This window comes from Bacillus bruguierae, from assembly GCF_037104725.1.
Classification (GTDB): Bacteria; Bacillota; Bacilli; order Bacillales; family Bacillaceae_G; genus Bacillus_A; species Bacillus_A bruguierae.
Genome location: NZ_JBAWSX010000017.1, coordinates 47,511 through 61,948 on the forward strand (window position 1 = coordinate 47,511; position 14,438 = coordinate 61,948).

The 14,438-nt window shown below is 34.0% G+C and carries 11 protein-coding genes and 1 pseudogene; all 12 read right to left on the minus strand.

Annotated elements, in window-relative coordinates:
- Positions 1 to 157 precede the first annotated feature (157 nt).
- The 12 genes and pseudogenes from WAZ07_RS21385 to WAZ07_RS21440 all read right to left on the minus strand — a co-directional run bounded on the left by WAZ07_RS21385 (position 158) and on the right by WAZ07_RS21440 (position 14,421).
- Positions 158 to 2,128, minus strand: coding sequence for an ABC transporter permease (locus WAZ07_RS21385; protein ID WP_336474056.1), 1,971 nt, complete (start codon positions 2,126 to 2,128; stop codon positions 158 to 160).
- Positions 2,129 to 2,151: 23 nt separating this feature from the next.
- On the minus strand, positions 2,152 to 2,907 hold the full coding sequence (locus WAZ07_RS21390) for an ABC transporter ATP-binding protein (protein WP_336474057.1): 756 nt from the start codon (positions 2,905 to 2,907) through the stop codon (positions 2,152 to 2,154).
- 735 nt (positions 2,908 to 3,642) lie between these two features.
- Positions 3,643 to 5,109 carry an aminoacyl-histidine dipeptidase gene (locus WAZ07_RS21395; RefSeq protein WP_336474058.1) on the minus strand — a complete coding sequence of 489 codons (1,467 nt, stop codon included), beginning with the start codon at positions 5,107 to 5,109 and terminating at the stop codon, positions 3,643 to 3,645.
- Between the two features lie 178 nt (positions 5,110 to 5,287).
- Positions 5,288 to 5,416 (minus strand): annotated as a pseudogene (locus WAZ07_RS21400) (oxalate decarboxylase); the annotation flags it as partial.
- A 292-nt stretch (positions 5,417 to 5,708) separates the two neighbouring features.
- On the minus strand, positions 5,709 to 6,446 hold the full coding sequence (gene gpmA, locus WAZ07_RS21405; RefSeq protein ID WP_336474059.1) for a 2,3-diphosphoglycerate-dependent phosphoglycerate mutase: 738 nt from the start codon (positions 6,444 to 6,446) through the stop codon (positions 5,709 to 5,711).
- A gap of 51 nt (positions 6,447 to 6,497) precedes the next feature.
- Positions 6,498 to 7,190, minus strand: a complete 693-nt coding sequence (locus tag WAZ07_RS21410) for a DUF3888 domain-containing protein (RefSeq protein ID WP_336474060.1) — start codon at positions 7,188 to 7,190, stop codon at positions 6,498 to 6,500.
- A gap of 100 nt (positions 7,191 to 7,290) precedes the next feature.
- Complete coding sequence (locus tag WAZ07_RS21415) at positions 7,291 to 8,613, minus strand: DEAD/DEAH box helicase (protein WP_336474061.1); 1,323 nt, start codon at positions 8,611 to 8,613, stop codon at positions 7,291 to 7,293.
- Between the two features lie 265 nt (positions 8,614 to 8,878).
- Positions 8,879 to 10,774 carry an endonuclease MutS2 gene (locus WAZ07_RS21420; RefSeq protein ID WP_336474062.1) on the minus strand — a complete coding sequence of 632 codons (1,896 nt, stop codon included), beginning with the start codon at positions 10,772 to 10,774 and terminating at the stop codon, positions 8,879 to 8,881.
- Positions 10,775 to 11,346: 572 nt separating this feature from the next.
- Positions 11,347 to 11,868 (minus strand): 2'-5' RNA ligase family protein, encoded by a 522-nt coding sequence (locus WAZ07_RS21425; RefSeq protein WP_336474063.1) that lies wholly within the window; start codon positions 11,866 to 11,868, stop codon positions 11,347 to 11,349.
- Complete coding sequence (locus WAZ07_RS21430; protein WP_336474064.1) at positions 11,868 to 12,581, minus strand: class I SAM-dependent methyltransferase; 714 nt, start codon at positions 12,579 to 12,581, stop codon at positions 11,868 to 11,870. The genes WAZ07_RS21425 and WAZ07_RS21430 overlap by 1 nt, the downstream gene beginning before the upstream one ends.
- A 324-nt stretch (positions 12,582 to 12,905) precedes the next feature.
- Positions 12,906 to 13,373, minus strand: coding sequence for a GNAT family N-acetyltransferase (locus tag WAZ07_RS21435; protein WP_336474065.1), 468 nt, complete (start codon positions 13,371 to 13,373; stop codon positions 12,906 to 12,908).
- Between the two features lie 217 nt (positions 13,374 to 13,590).
- Complete coding sequence (locus WAZ07_RS21440) at positions 13,591 to 14,421, minus strand: DUF3974 domain-containing protein (protein ID WP_336474066.1); 831 nt, start codon at positions 14,419 to 14,421, stop codon at positions 13,591 to 13,593.
- Between the last annotated feature and the right edge of the window lie 17 nt (positions 14,422 to 14,438).

Here is a 14,438-nt window from a genome sequence, read left to right on the forward strand (position 1 = left end):
AAATACATATAAAGCTAATGCTAGTTTACTATCATTAGCCTTATATATATCGATTTTAATTTTCCGACATATAAGTCGCTGCTATGCAGAATACAACATAACCGCTACTTGCATGTCTAAAATGCCGTTTTTAAAATTTGTATTTATATAAGAATTTTTATTTTTTATTGTCAAAGATAATTTTATAGCATGCTCGCTTTGTTAACAAATAATAAATCATATATACCAAAGTGAAAATAATTACCGCAAAAAGAATAGGGAATATAAAGGCACTGCTTTTTCCTAATAAGTCATCCATTAAAGCCGTTTTGTAAGCTATCAGTGCAAAAATACTATGCGCTAACCCTAATACGTATGGGATGCTAAATAACGTAAGAATCTCTTTACTTATTATTCTTTTTATCTTTTTCTTGTTATACCCCATTCTTTTTAAAGTGATAAATTCATTTTTGTTTGACATCATACTCGAAAGATTATGGAAGTAGAGAATACTCCCCGTTGCAATAAAGAAAATGATAGTAACAAAACTAATGAGCAAGAATGTTGAACTATTCTGCTGAATAATGTAATCATTTTTTTGATAACTACTTGTAAAATAAATATTATTTTTAAATAGTGGAGCTAGATTCTCATAAACTGTCTTATTATCTCTCATATCAACTCCATTAAAACTCATCATCGTTGTTTCTTTATGCCCTAAGGTTTTTATCTCTTTATATAGTTGATCTGAAATGACAAGGGTTCCTACACTATTTGCAAAACCAATTGGATTGAGTAATGTAGTGTCTTTTACTTTTATATCCATGTTATTTGTAGTTGTTAAGTTCAAAGTATATAATTTCCCTTTATCTAGCTTTTCTTTTTCAGGGCGATATTTTACTAAGATACTTTCACTTTTAGTTAAATTCTCAAAGTCTACATTTTTACCTTGCATATTTATTAATTCTTTATAATCCGACTCGGACATAAGATCAAATCCATGTTCTTTCTTTGCACTATATTCTTTAGGTAAATTTTCAGAAGAGGCTGTTACATGAATAATAGTTGTTTCTTTATATTTCATATTTTCTTTACCAACAGTATCTTGTACAATTTTAATTGCTTTAGCGGCCAATTGTTTATCTTCCACTGGAAACTCGATAGCTGACGGTATGATTCGTTCCGTAGCAGCAACAGGATAGTAGAGAGTTAGTAAAGTAGAACCGAATATAGCCAAAGTTCCTGCAACTAATAAAGTTAACAAAATTAAAGTTTTTGCCTTCGAACGGATTTTAAATATAAAATTTGGAATAACAATAATATTGGCTTCCTTATAAAACCAGCTTTTCTTTTTCTTCAATTTTTGAATAGCATATGGTAAAAAAGAGTGAATAAAGAAAATTGTGCCTAGTATTACACTTAACATTGTTAAAAGTGCAATTGGTGAAAATCCTATTGTTTTCCAGAATGATTTCGTTCCTCTTGTAATATCGATAGCAAAGAAATAACCAATTAAAATCAAGAATAATCCAAGGAATGAGAAAGCTGTATTGATTCTCACCTTCTTTTCTTCCTTTTTTTCCATACGTACCAAAGCCAGTAAGGAACTTTTCCGAAGAATGATCCAGTTAGATAAAAATAAAGCAAGCAAAACAGCAAATATAAAAACAAAAGTGAATAGTACCGCACCAGAATTAATAAGTGGCACTTCAGAAGTATCAATTTGTAATTTTAGTACTCTGACTATCACTTCGACAATTCCTTTATGAGCAATCGCACCAAAAGCAATTCCTACAATTAGAGCAGCAAAACAAATTATACTATTTTCAAAAGTTAATAATTTTAGCATTGTTGATTTTCGATACCCTAAGAGCGAATAAATTCCAAGTTCTTTCATTCTTTTTTTCATAAAGAAAGTATTGGAGTATGACATATAGAATAGTACAAATGTCATAACAAAGATTGCCACCGTTCTCGACATGATTTCTACTCTACCATCAGACGAAATCTTTTCCATGATCATATCGTTCATGGAAAAAGAAATAAAGGAGAAAAACACTATCAGCACAAAAGCTACTGAAACGAAATAGAACGAATAGAAGGAAAAGTTATTCTTCAGATTCTTTTTTGCTATTGTTAATAATCCCACAATCATGCCTTCCTTTCATACTCTTATTTATATCGATTTTCATCAATTTTAGCGATTTCCTTTACTATCTCTTCAAAAAATTCTTTTCTCCCCTGTCCATTTCTTCTCAATTCTTTTATGATATTTCCATCTTTAAATATTAGAATTCTACTTGAAAAACTTGCTGCATAAGCATCATGGGTTACCATTAAAATCGTTGTATGAAGTTCCTCATTTACTTCTCTTAATTTTTGAAGTAGCTCCGTTGCAGAGTTTGAGTCTAATGCTCCTGTCGGTTCATCTGCAAATAAAATACTAGGCTGTTTCGCAATTGCTCTTGCTGCTGCAACCCTTTGTTTTTGTCCCCCTGAAAGTTGACTAGGGTACTTAGATAATTGTTCGAATATCCCAAAACGCTTTGCTAAACTATTTATAGATGATTCAATTTCTTCTGGAGATTTATGTAATAAAGTAAGTGGTACAGCAATATTTTCCTGTACTGTTAAACTATCGAGCAAGAAATACTCTTGAAAAATAAAGCCTAAATGCTCTTTCCGAAAATCTGCAGATTTATTATCATTAAGTTTTTTAATATCGATGCCCTTTATCAAAACATCTCCATCTGTAGGCGTATCGATGGTTGATAGGATATTTAATAAAGTTGTCTTTCCAGATCCAGAGGCTCCCATAATACCAACAAACTCCCCAGACTCAATATCAAAAGATACTTTATTAAGTCCAGGTAATTGATTCTTGTTGTATATCTTTGTCACATTTTTTGCAGATAATAGTGCATTCATTTTATTTGCTCCTTTCAATTTGTTTACATGTTAAGTTTATTCTTTAATATATAAAAAAACATGAGTAAAAAACGCAATCTTCTATTCATACACCTGTATGTTTTTTAAAAGATTGTAAAAGGACGCAATTTAAAAAGTCGACATACCCCTTTTTTTAGGCGGACGAGAGCATCTGGCCATGTATAGAATCAGTCAGGGCCTTTTTCTGCCACATGCAAGGTTTAAAACAAAAGGAGAAAGCAAGTAGAGATCATGTTGTATTCTGTATAGCAACGACTTATATATTAAAAAAACTAAAATAGTTATATATAGCTAAAATAAAGTGAAACTTCCGTCAGTGGGGGTTTTCTTCATCCCTCACTGACGGAAAGCCCGCCCAATCGGGCTTTTACGGGCAGTTGTCCCCGACCTATCTTCTTTAGAAAAGCGGAAGCGGCTCGCCCAGAATCGCAGGACGTTGGAGCCCGCGACAGAGAGGCGCTTTTTGCCTCGTCCGAGGGGGCGAAACGACCGGAGATTCTAGCCGCTAGAGCTGGACAATACTTCTCTCTGAATCTTGAGGTGGGGGTCTTACTGCCCGTTAATGCGGGATAAAATTAGGATCAAAACAAAAATACAGTATTCAACAGATTACAGAAGCTAACAAAAGTAGTTGAATTGTTACTCATAAAAAAGGGCTGTCCACAAGCCAGTTACACTGACTTATGAGACAACCCTTTTTCATCTCAAACATATTTAAATCAACGACTTCGTTTCCCGCAATACTTCAATAAAATACTCCCAGTTATTCACTACAGAAGGAATGCTTACATGCTCATCTGGTGTGTGAACATGAAACATATCTGGTCCGAGTGAAATCGCATCTAGTCCTGGAATTTTCTCCATAAATACACCGCACTCAATTCCTGCATGAACCGCAAAAACCTCTGCATCTGTACCATATTTTTCTTTATGCACTTTTTCAAATAAACTGCGAATTGAAGAATTTGGATTGTATGGCCATTCTGGATACTCAGATTCTTTTTCAAACTGAGCTCCCACTACTTCTGCGATATGCTTAATTTCATTTACAATATGTTGTTTTAAGCTTTTCACAGAACTTCTTACTTCATTTCTTAATTTAATTTCATTATGTAACATTTCAACAACACCTAAGTTTGTAGAGCTTTCCACTAGTCCTTTTATTTCCATGCTCATACTTTGAATGCCGTTAGGGATTAAAAATAATGAAGAAATAAGTTGTTTTTGCGTTTCTTTTGCAAATACATTTTCAATTGTTTCTTCTAATTTTGTAAGAGAAACATATACGTCCGGGTCCACAGCGCGTAGTTCTTCTTGTAAAATGCTTGTCCACTCTTTCACTTTCTCTTCTACTTTTTGCTCATCACTTTCAGAAAATAAAATCGTTGCTGCACTTTCACGCGGGATTGCATTTGTTTTTAATCCACCATGAACACCGCTCATAGAAAACGGAATTTCATTGGATAAATCATAAAGGACTCTGCCTAAAATTTTATTGGCATTTCCTCTTTCTTTATCAATTTCCATGCCAGAATGTCCACCTTTTAATCCACCTACAAAAAGACGATATGGTAATACGTTAGCTGGCGTTTCTTCCCAAACAATAGATATTGTTTCAACTGCTTTTGCACCGCCCGCACTACTTACTAACAATTTATGGTCTTCTTCTGAATCAATGTTAATAAAGATTTTACCGCTAAAATGGCTAGGGTCAACTGCAAAAGCGCCGCCCATCGTTGTCTCTTCTTCTGTTGTAATCACAACTTCAAGAGCAGGATGGGGAATATCAGTTGCATCTAATAAAGATAATGCATATGCAACTGCAATCCCATTATCCGCACCTAACGTTGTATGATTTGCATACAGCATATCTTCAACAATTCGCAATTGAATTGGATCTTTCTCAAAATCATGAACAGTTGATTGATTTTTCTCACATACCATATCCATATGCCCTTGAATAATAATCGTTGGCACATTTTCATATCCAGCTGTCGCTGGCTTCTTTATAATGACATTTAATGCATGATCTTGTACAACTTCTAAATTTCTCTCTTGTGCAAATTTTACTAAGTAATCACTAATTTCTTTCTCATTTCCCGATCCTCTTGGGATTTTTGAAATTTCTGCAAAATGATAAAATACAGGGTGCTTAACTAATTCCGCTAAATTGTTATACATCTGCTTCTCCTCTTTCCATTAAAATAAAATGAAGTTTTGATTTTCCCTACACCTTATTACTATATAACAAGGTGTAAGTTTATATAAGTATTGTATCATTTTCAAATGTTATATGACCCGTTTGTACTTCTTACAAATTTCGTAATTTCGTGTATTAACTTTTATAATTTGTACACTATTTCATATTCCCAACCGTACCACTGTCTGTATCTGGCGGAGCTAACATATCAGGATTTTGACGGTCAAGTTCAATATTACGTGGAATTTTAACAGTAGCTCCTTTATCTCCTCTGATTGGTTGTGGAATCTTTCGCTCTTCACTCTTCCCTTAAAACTCCCCTTTTTTTACGAAAACCCTCACCCTTTTCCTCCTCCGGGTTCTGAAGTGGAGTTTTCTTCTGTTCTCTTTCAATAGATGCTTAGCACGAGTGAAAGAGAAACTTCCAAATAACACAATGCCTCTATTCCATCAATAAGAGTCTCAAGAACTACTTTTTTCAATATACGATAAGAAACACGCACTATATGACTCATCTAAAAAAACCAAAGTAGATGTGCCTTATGACACATCTATTTTGGTTTTTCTATTCATTTTTATATTAGAGTTGTATATGCTTCGGAATTTCTCCTTCTGGTACTTCTCCATCCATGCTCAAATAATAATGCCGAATTGGTTTTAAGTTATCATCTAATTCATAAACAAGCGGAATGCTCGTAGGAATATTTAATGTAACAACGCCATCATCGGATAAATGATCTAAATATTTTACAAGCGAACGGATTGTATTCCCATGCGATGAAATAATTACTTTCTCGCCCTTTTGTAATACTGGCGCAATTTCTTCATGCCAATACGTCAGAACTCGTTTTGTTGTATCTTCTAGACACTCTGTAAGAGGAAATTCTCCTTCTTTTAAATGTTTATATCTAGGGTCTGAAATTTCATAACGCGGATCGTTTTTCGTAAGTGCTGGCGGTCTTACATTTGTACTTCTGCGCCATATATGTACTTGTTCTTCTCCGTACTTCTTCGTCGTTTCATCCTTATTTAAGCCTTGCAGTGCACCGTAATGACGTTCGTTTAAATGCCATGATTTATAGACAGGTACCCAGGCAAGATCCATCTCATGAAGAATAATCCAAAGCGTTCGAATTGCTCGTTTTAATACAGAAGTGTATGCTACGTCAAACGTATAGCCATTCGCCTTTAAAATTTGTCCTGCTTCTCTCGCTTCCTGTAATCCATTTTTAGACATATCAACATCGGTCCATCCAGTAAACCTATTTTCCACATTCCATACACTTTGACCGTGACGAAGAAGCACAAGCTTAATCATAACAATATCTCCTCCAAGCAATAAAATGTTTACATCTATCATGTACGACTCTTATATTGTTCTTAGTTTCAATTTAGATAATTCAGTTTCAGAAATGTCGCGATGTTTGTATTTCATGAGTTGAACCTCGCCCCCACCTTTTACTCGAAATGTCATCGTCTCTTCTCCATACGGCGGATTATGGGCACCTTTAAACGTAATAACTTGAACGATAACATAAAATTTAAATTCCGCCTCATCTTTCTCAATACTTAATATCTTTTCGCTTCCTCTGTACCATAGTCTACCTTCACCATAATAATCTTTTACAGCACCTCCGATATACTCGACAAGCCGTTCAATAAGAACTTCCTTTAGCAGTTCTTTTGGAACAGGTACTCTATTTATAACTTTCTTTTCTTCTCGTAAAATCGTCCAATTCTCATGTATCTTCTTTATATGATAAAGAACATTCACACCATTTTGTTTTACAATATGAACATACCCCAAATTCCCTTTTACATACACTCTCGGTTCAAATACCCATTGTTGTTCTCTCCGTAAAATTTCAAAAAATATTTTTGTTAGGGAAGTAACTTTTCCCTCATTTATCAATTCGACAAAATCGTCTAGAACGTACACACGATATCCGTTTATATTCACATCAAAGTAATCTTGTATGTTTTTCTTTTCTTCACCATGTACGAGGCTAGTTAAAGAAAACATAAATAAAGCGAAAACAATGATTGTAACAAACTTCTTCATCAAATCACCTCGCCTGTAGTATGTCCTAAAGTTTTTACACACATAAAAAAACATGAGTCCTCTTTTCAGAAGGTACTCATGTTCAATCATTACTATATTTCTATCGTCCGCGCTTTTTCTGCCCCGGCTTTGCGCTGCGCTTCTTTTTGCTCGGTTGACCAAAATGAGATTTCTCTGTTTTCGGTCCTTCTTTTCTATCACGACGTCCAGATTGACCAAATTGTTTCTTCTCTTTAAATGGTTTCTTTTCTCTTGGTTTTTGCGACCTTTGTTCTTTTTTCTCAGGCTCTTGTTTGTTAGGTTGCTCTACTACTTGTCGTTGCAATGATGCGTTAATTCCTTTTTCAATTTGCTGTAAATACATTTTATCTTTTGGCGCAACTAATGTAATCGCAAGTCCACTTCCACCAGCACGGCCTGTCCGCCCGATGCGGTGAATATAACTTTCGACATCTTCTGGGATGTCGTAGTTAAATACATGCGTAACACCTTCTACATCAAGTCCTCTTGCCGCTACATCTGTTGCAATTAAATATTGAATTTCAGCATCTCGAAAACGCTTCATAACACGCTCGCGTTTTGCTTGTGATAAATCACCGTGAAGTTCATCACAGTTATAGCCGTATCCTTTCAGCGCTTCATACAATTTTGTAACTCTGCGTTTCGTGCGGCAGAAGATAACCGCTAAAAACGGTTGATCTCGTTCCATAAGTTGACGCAGCGTATCTTGTTTTGCCCTGTCTGTCGTTTCAACGACGCGCTGTGTAATATTATTTACTGTAACCTCTGCACTTTGAATTTTTATAATTTCAGGTTTTCTCATATAACGTTTTGCAAGAGATTGAATTTGCTTAGCCATCGTTGCAGAAAACAACATCGTTTGTCTCTCCGCAGGTGTTTGTTCAATAATTTCTTCTACCTCTGGTAAAAAGCCAAAATGCAGCATTTGATCCGCTTCATCTAAAACGAGCATAGATACATGCGATAATTCAATTGTCCCGCGGCGTAAATGATCTAATAATCGGCCAGGTGTCGCGACAACGATATGTGTATTTCCTTGTAATTTCTTCATTTGCTGTGAAACATCTTGCCCGCCATAAACCGCAAGCACATGAATATCCTTTACATGCACAGTCATTTTTTGAATTTCGTTTGTGATTTGCAATGCTAACTCTCGCGTCGGTGCTACAATTAACGCCTGTACATGACTAGACTGCGGGTTTACTTTTTCTAATATCGGCAAAATAAATGCTAATGTTTTTCCTGTTCCTGTTTTCGCTTGTCCAATAATATCTTTTCCTGCTAGAACTACTGGGATTGCTTTTTCTTGAATCGGAGTCGATTCTGCAATTCCATTTTCTCTTAATGTATCATTTAACGTTGTGCTAATTCCTAATTCTAAAAAATCTTTCAAATCGATCACTTCTTTTCACTATTTTTCATATCAAATATTGATTGTACCATTTATTTTGCTAAATATGAAAAATAAGATTACATTTATTCTTATTTTAAATATGTAAAACAAACCCTCTCTTCAAAACGTGCTAATGTTTAAGTGAGGGCTTGCTGGCAATTGAATTATCTTTTCGGTTGTCCCGCTTTAACGAGCAGTAAGACCCTCACCTCAAGATGCAAAGAAAAACTAGTGGCCTAAGTGGGGGATATCCCCCACTGATGGAAGTTTCACTTTATTTTTTTCTCATATCTTTTTGTATTTTTCTTAATGCTTTTTTAGAGCCTCGATCTATATCATGTTGCAGCTTTCTTTCTTTATAACTTACAAACAAAGTATTTAAATCATAGCCTTCTGGATACAACTCTGCTGCTTTCAATTCCAAAATAACGCGCTTACAATTCACCTCAATAAACTCTTCTTTGTATAGTACTACAATATTATTGAAACTATCTTTTTTCTTGTATACAATACCAGAATCATTGTGATCTAATAATGTTACTTTGTCTCCAATTTCATACTCATAAGTTTCTTTCGTTTTCACCGCGTTCACTTCAGGCTTCTTTATTTTATTTTCTTTTACAAGCTCTAAGCTATAATCTTTATTTTCCATATAACACTGTGCTCGCTCCAAAACATGTTCCCGTACATTCATCTTTCTAGAAATCCAAAGTGCGTTACTGTCTCCAGATTCCCCAATCATTAACTTATACATCGGCTCTAATGTTTCATTATTAAATTGCATAGCCGCATTCATAAAGTCGCTGTGAATTTCTGAGAATCGTTTAATTTCACCATAATGAGTCGTCGCAACTGTGATACACCCCGTATGATAAAACTCTTCTAAAATGGCGATCGCAAGGGCAGCACCTTCATTCGGTTCTGTACCACTACCAATTTCATCAAATAACAACAACGTATTATTGTTAGATATCCTCATAATTTCTGAAATATTTTTCATATGTGAAGAAAAAGTACTTAAAGCATTTTCAATACTTTGATTATCACCTATATCTACAAAAATAGAATCAAAAAGGGCAATTTCAGTCTCTTCATCACCATGAATATGAAACCCTGACATTGTTGCTAAAGTTAATAATCCAATTGTTTTCAAGACAATTGTTTTTCCTCCGGCATTTGGTCCCGTAATGACTAAACTACGATATTCTTTTCCAATCTCAAAATTTAATGGAACAATCTCACCTTGTAAAAGAGGATGTTTACATTCAACTAGTTTTATATATCCATGACTATTTAGTTTCGGTGCGATACCATCAATACTCTTACTAAATTTAGCTTTCGCGAAAATCATATCGTATTGACTGATAAGCTCAATATTAATGTTTATATCACTAACATTCTCAAAAATCATTCCTGATAAAGTCGCTAATATTTGATACTCCTCTATCGCCTCTTCCGCTTTTAAACTGGCTAACTCTCCGCTTAATTTTGAAATAACAGCAGGTTCCATAAATACTGTTGAACCTTTAGAAGACACCTCTACAATTGTTCCCGCAACTTGGTTTTTATAAGAAGCCTTAATAGGAACAGTATATCGATCATCTTTTTTACTAATAAAGAATTCTTGAATATACTCTTTATTTGCACTGCTTTTTAAAAATTTATTTAAACGATCTCCAATCTTTTCTTCTGTTGTTTCGATTTGATTTCGAATTCGCTTGAGTTCTTTACTCGCCGCAGAATCAACTCGATTCCCTTTAATAGAAAAATAAATCTCTTCCTCTATATCTTTGAACTCTGCCATCGAGTATGCGTAAGAGCTTAAAACAGGCGCAAAAAATGCTTTGCCTAACATAAATCCCTTAATTTTTCTACACCCTCTTAAAAAATCTGATACGCTCACTAATTCCGCTGGTTCCAAAATCATCCCTTTTTCAAGCTTTCCAATTATGTTTTCTATATTAGAAATCCCAACTAATGGAACGTGACTTTCTGTATTTAATATTGCTTTTGCTTCAGTTGTTTCATTTAAACGATTCTTGACTAATTTTACATTCGAGCTTGGTTGCAGATTATCTAATAATTGTTTTCCTAATCCACTTACACAATATGATTTTACGATTTCCTTTAATTCGTTATACTGCAACTTTTCAAAAGTCATTGTATTCATTTTTGTTCTCCTCACTATGATTTAATAATTGAATCATGTATGAAGATACCTAATAATAAGATTTCAATAAGTTTATAAAAAGTAAAAATTCTCTCAGTGAGGATTGTTCTCCATCCATATCGAAGAGCTCTCCCTACCCAAAAGTATTGAGATAAAAATAAAAAAAGCTGTGGGGATACCACAGCTTTACATACATTTACAAGACAAGTGTAGACAAATATCTATTATTAAACAAACCTTCTCAAAATAAAGGTCTTGGTCTTTAATAATAAATACCGCTACATGCTTTATAAAGTATTGTAGGTATCTTCATAGGTAACTTAAATAAACCCATGACCAAACACAGGGTATATATTGATATAAAAATACCCTTTGTCATCAGATTTATTTCATTAAATTTTTTCCTATTTGGATACTACTCCACTCACAAAAAGCACCTCGTTTAATTTATTTTTTATTCTTATTGAAATCTAAATTATGGAATTATTATACTATATGTACAAAATCAAGTAAAGGTACATCACATTACTTATAAAATTGTTCCGATGAAGATTTTTATAAAAGTAATTTCCCTATTTTGTTGTTAGCGGTACTTCAAACTCTATAATAGATTCCCCGTTTTCCCCTATACTTTCTACCGTAATTTTATCAATAGTAAACCCCATTGTATCTCGAAGTGGCGGCAGGCCTTTTATAACACGTATGGCCATTTCTTTATCGTTTTTTCTTCCCACTGTAACATGTGGAAGATAAGGAATTTCTTTATGAAGAAACGGTTGAAGAAAATCTGTATACAACTTATTATGTAGCTCAAGTATCTTTTCTTTTCCTTCTTCTATGAGTAGAAATAAGTACTCATCTGTATTGGTTACAATTGGATTCAAGGTAATATAAAAAGGATTCATGTTGCCTATATTTATTTCTATATGTTTTTTTAAACCCTCATTTGACACTTGACTCACAAAAGGAAATACTAACGTAATATGAGGTGAAATCAAACCAAATAAAGGGTCATGTTTTCTTCTTATCGCTTCAATTTCTTCTAAATCATTATCATCACTCAAGAAAAGTAAAATTGTTCTCTCTATCGTCATTACACTTTCTTTCTAAAAAGAGCTGTCCAAAGAAATGGCTCCCCAAATACATCATTCGGTTGCTGAATCGCTTTCATTTTTCGCATCTCAATAACTTCAAAATCTTGAAAAACGTCACGCAGTTTCTCTTCTGAATACGCAACTCCTCCCTGCAAGCTCCAGCCCCGATATACATCCCAATCTGATATTTCTGAACCATTTTTTTCATCTAGTTCTCCCGCAGCAAAACACGTTAAACCGAAATACCCGTTTGGTTTTAATGCTTGCTTAACTAATTCGACATAATGGATTCTTCGGTGAGGCGGGATATGGTGCAAACAACCCGAATCATATACGAAATCATATTGGTTATCGACTTGTAAATCGAAAATAGACTTACAGATAAAATGAACTGATATATTTTGTTTAGCCGCTCTTTCTTCCGCCCATTTTATCCCTTCTTCAGATAAATCGACTGCGTCTACTTCACAGCCTGTTTTTGCTAAATAAAGGGCATTTCGACCCGGACCACAGCCTAACTCTAATACTTTTCCTTTCTGAATCATGTTTCTATCAAAATAGGAAACTAAATTTTCATCCGGTACATTCGCAAAGAAAGGGACTTCTTTACCTCGATCAGAATAGAACTGATTCCAAAATGGTTCAGGAGATCTTAATAGAGAGTCTAACATTGTAATCACATCATCCATACTATGTAAAGTTTCATTTTTCATAAGTGCATTTCACCTCTTATCAATTATTCTTATAACCTAATTATACTAAATTTCAGTGTAATTCACCTACTATTCAGAATTATATCTGCGTAATTTCTATATAAATCCATTTTAATTCTTTGACATATAAGTCGCTGCTGTGCAGAATACCCCATGACCTGCACATGCTTTTTCCTTTTGTTTTAAACCTTGCATGTGGCAGAAAAAGGACCTGACCGTTTCTATACATGGTCAAATGCTCTCGCCCGCCTAAAAAGAAAGCGGGTTTTTATGTCGATTTTTTAATTTGTATTTATATAAATTATGCAATTCCTCAAACAAAAATTAATTATTTGATAGAACAAAAAACTCTCTATCAAAACCTGATTTCTCCCAAAATTCTAAAGCTAATTTGTTATCTAAATCAACATATACGTGAATCGCGGTAATCTCTTCTTGGTTCAACCAAGTTATTAAATGATCTACTAAATTTTGAGCAACTTTCTTTCGTCGATATTTTTCTGTTACATACACTTCATCTATTTGACCATATAGCATATCGCTGACTAAATCTTTTTTTATAGAAGCTATCGCATAAGCAACAATATGTTGAAATTCATTCATTACTACAAAAACAGTACCGTATTTTGATTGTATAAACTGTTCTAATTGGTCTTGAACAGCCATCCTATCATTTTCGTCTAATTCACATTCAGCTGTTTCCATAGCGTTTTCATTCCATAATTCTATAATTTCCTTTATCCCCTCTTCATTATTTCCTTTATTATTAAGTTGTTTAACATACGCTTTCATCTCACATACCTCCTTCTATTTGTTTCTCTCTATATATTTTAATAAATTCTTTATAGTAAGAGGAGGATAAATTTAGTCTTAAAAACAAATTTTTACATAAAAATAAAGATACTTTGATGTTAGTTAATATAATTATAACTTTACATTGTGATATGTGAAATTTTATTACCATTTCCAAACTAAACAAGCGAGCATTGATAGATCAATGCTCGCTTGTTTAGTTCTTAAATTTTTCTTTGGCTGCACGCATCTTCACTTGTAAATCGTGATCGACAGCGTTGCGAATGTTACGTTCTACTGTTTCCATCTCTTTTTGAAATCCTTTTAGATAAATCGTAAGTTCTTCTTCTTTCTCTGAACGCTGCGCCGGTGGAATTTGTGCAATGAGTGATAACATATCTACTAAGTCTTTCATTAAGAAAGTCTCGAGTTTATGTTGCTGCTCAAACATACGATTTTCTTGATAGTACGGAATAGCTTGCAGTACAGAGATTGTCACATCATCAATACTTCTTTGCAATGATGGATTTACTGAACGTTTATACATTTCAATATGTTTTAATGCGTCTGGATACCGGTCATAAAAGTACAACTTGTAAAACGAGAAATCTGTTGGCTTGGATGGTTGTTGTAATTCTCGCTTCAAGAATTCTTTTACTTTCATCGTTGTCATTTCCATATCTTCACTTGTAATTTGCTTTGTTGTTTTTACAGTGTAGTGAAGTTTTTTCTGTTTTTCCTTTGGCAACATGGAAAAAACTTGTTCTTTTGTGCGCTCGTTAGTTGTACAAAAAAGAACGGTGAACGCTTTTTGACTACCGCTTCCTTCCTTACGAATCCAGCGGTAAAACAACGGATGCTGTGTGAATTCTTGTAAGAAAGGTACTGTGCTGTGCGATAAACGCTCCATTGAGTCTGTCGCTCGTTTATACGGTTTTTTCCATGATACATAAAATTTCCGGCCAAAATAAGCAAGTAAAATTACTGCTGTAAGTCCTATCAAAAGGACTATGCCGATAAGTAACAAAATAAATTCAAAGAAACCCATTTTTTCACCTCCTCTAT

Coding starts and splice junctions, on each gene's coding strand:
- WAZ07_RS21395 (WP_336474058.1), bottom strand. CDS start 5,109: ATGTATAACAATTTAGCGGAATTAGTTAAGCACCCTGTATTTTATCAT.
- WAZ07_RS21420 (WP_336474062.1), bottom strand. CDS start 10,774: ATGAATACAATGACTTTTGAAAAGTTGCAGTATAACGAATTAAAGGAA.
- WAZ07_RS21410 (WP_336474060.1), bottom strand. CDS start 7,190: ATGAAGAAGTTTGTTACAATCATTGTTTTCGCTTTATTTATGTTTTCT.
- WAZ07_RS21430 (WP_336474064.1), bottom strand. CDS start 12,581: ATGAAAAATGAAACTTTACATAGTATGGATGATGTGATTACAATGTTA.
- WAZ07_RS21440 (WP_336474066.1), bottom strand. CDS start 14,421: ATGGGTTTCTTTGAATTTATTTTGTTACTTATCGGCATAGTCCTTTTG.
- WAZ07_RS21390 (WP_336474057.1), bottom strand. CDS start 2,907: ATGAATGCACTATTATCTGCAAAAAATGTGACAAAGATATACAACAAG.
- gpmA (WP_336474059.1), bottom strand. CDS start 6,446: ATGATTAAGCTTGTGCTTCTTCGTCACGGTCAAAGTGTATGGAATGTG.
- WAZ07_RS21425 (WP_336474063.1), bottom strand. CDS start 11,868: ATGACGATAGAGAGAACAATTTTACTTTTCTTGAGTGATGATAATGAT.
- WAZ07_RS21435 (WP_336474065.1), bottom strand. CDS start 13,373: ATGAAAGCGTATGTTAAACAACTTAATAATAAAGGAAATAATGAAGAG.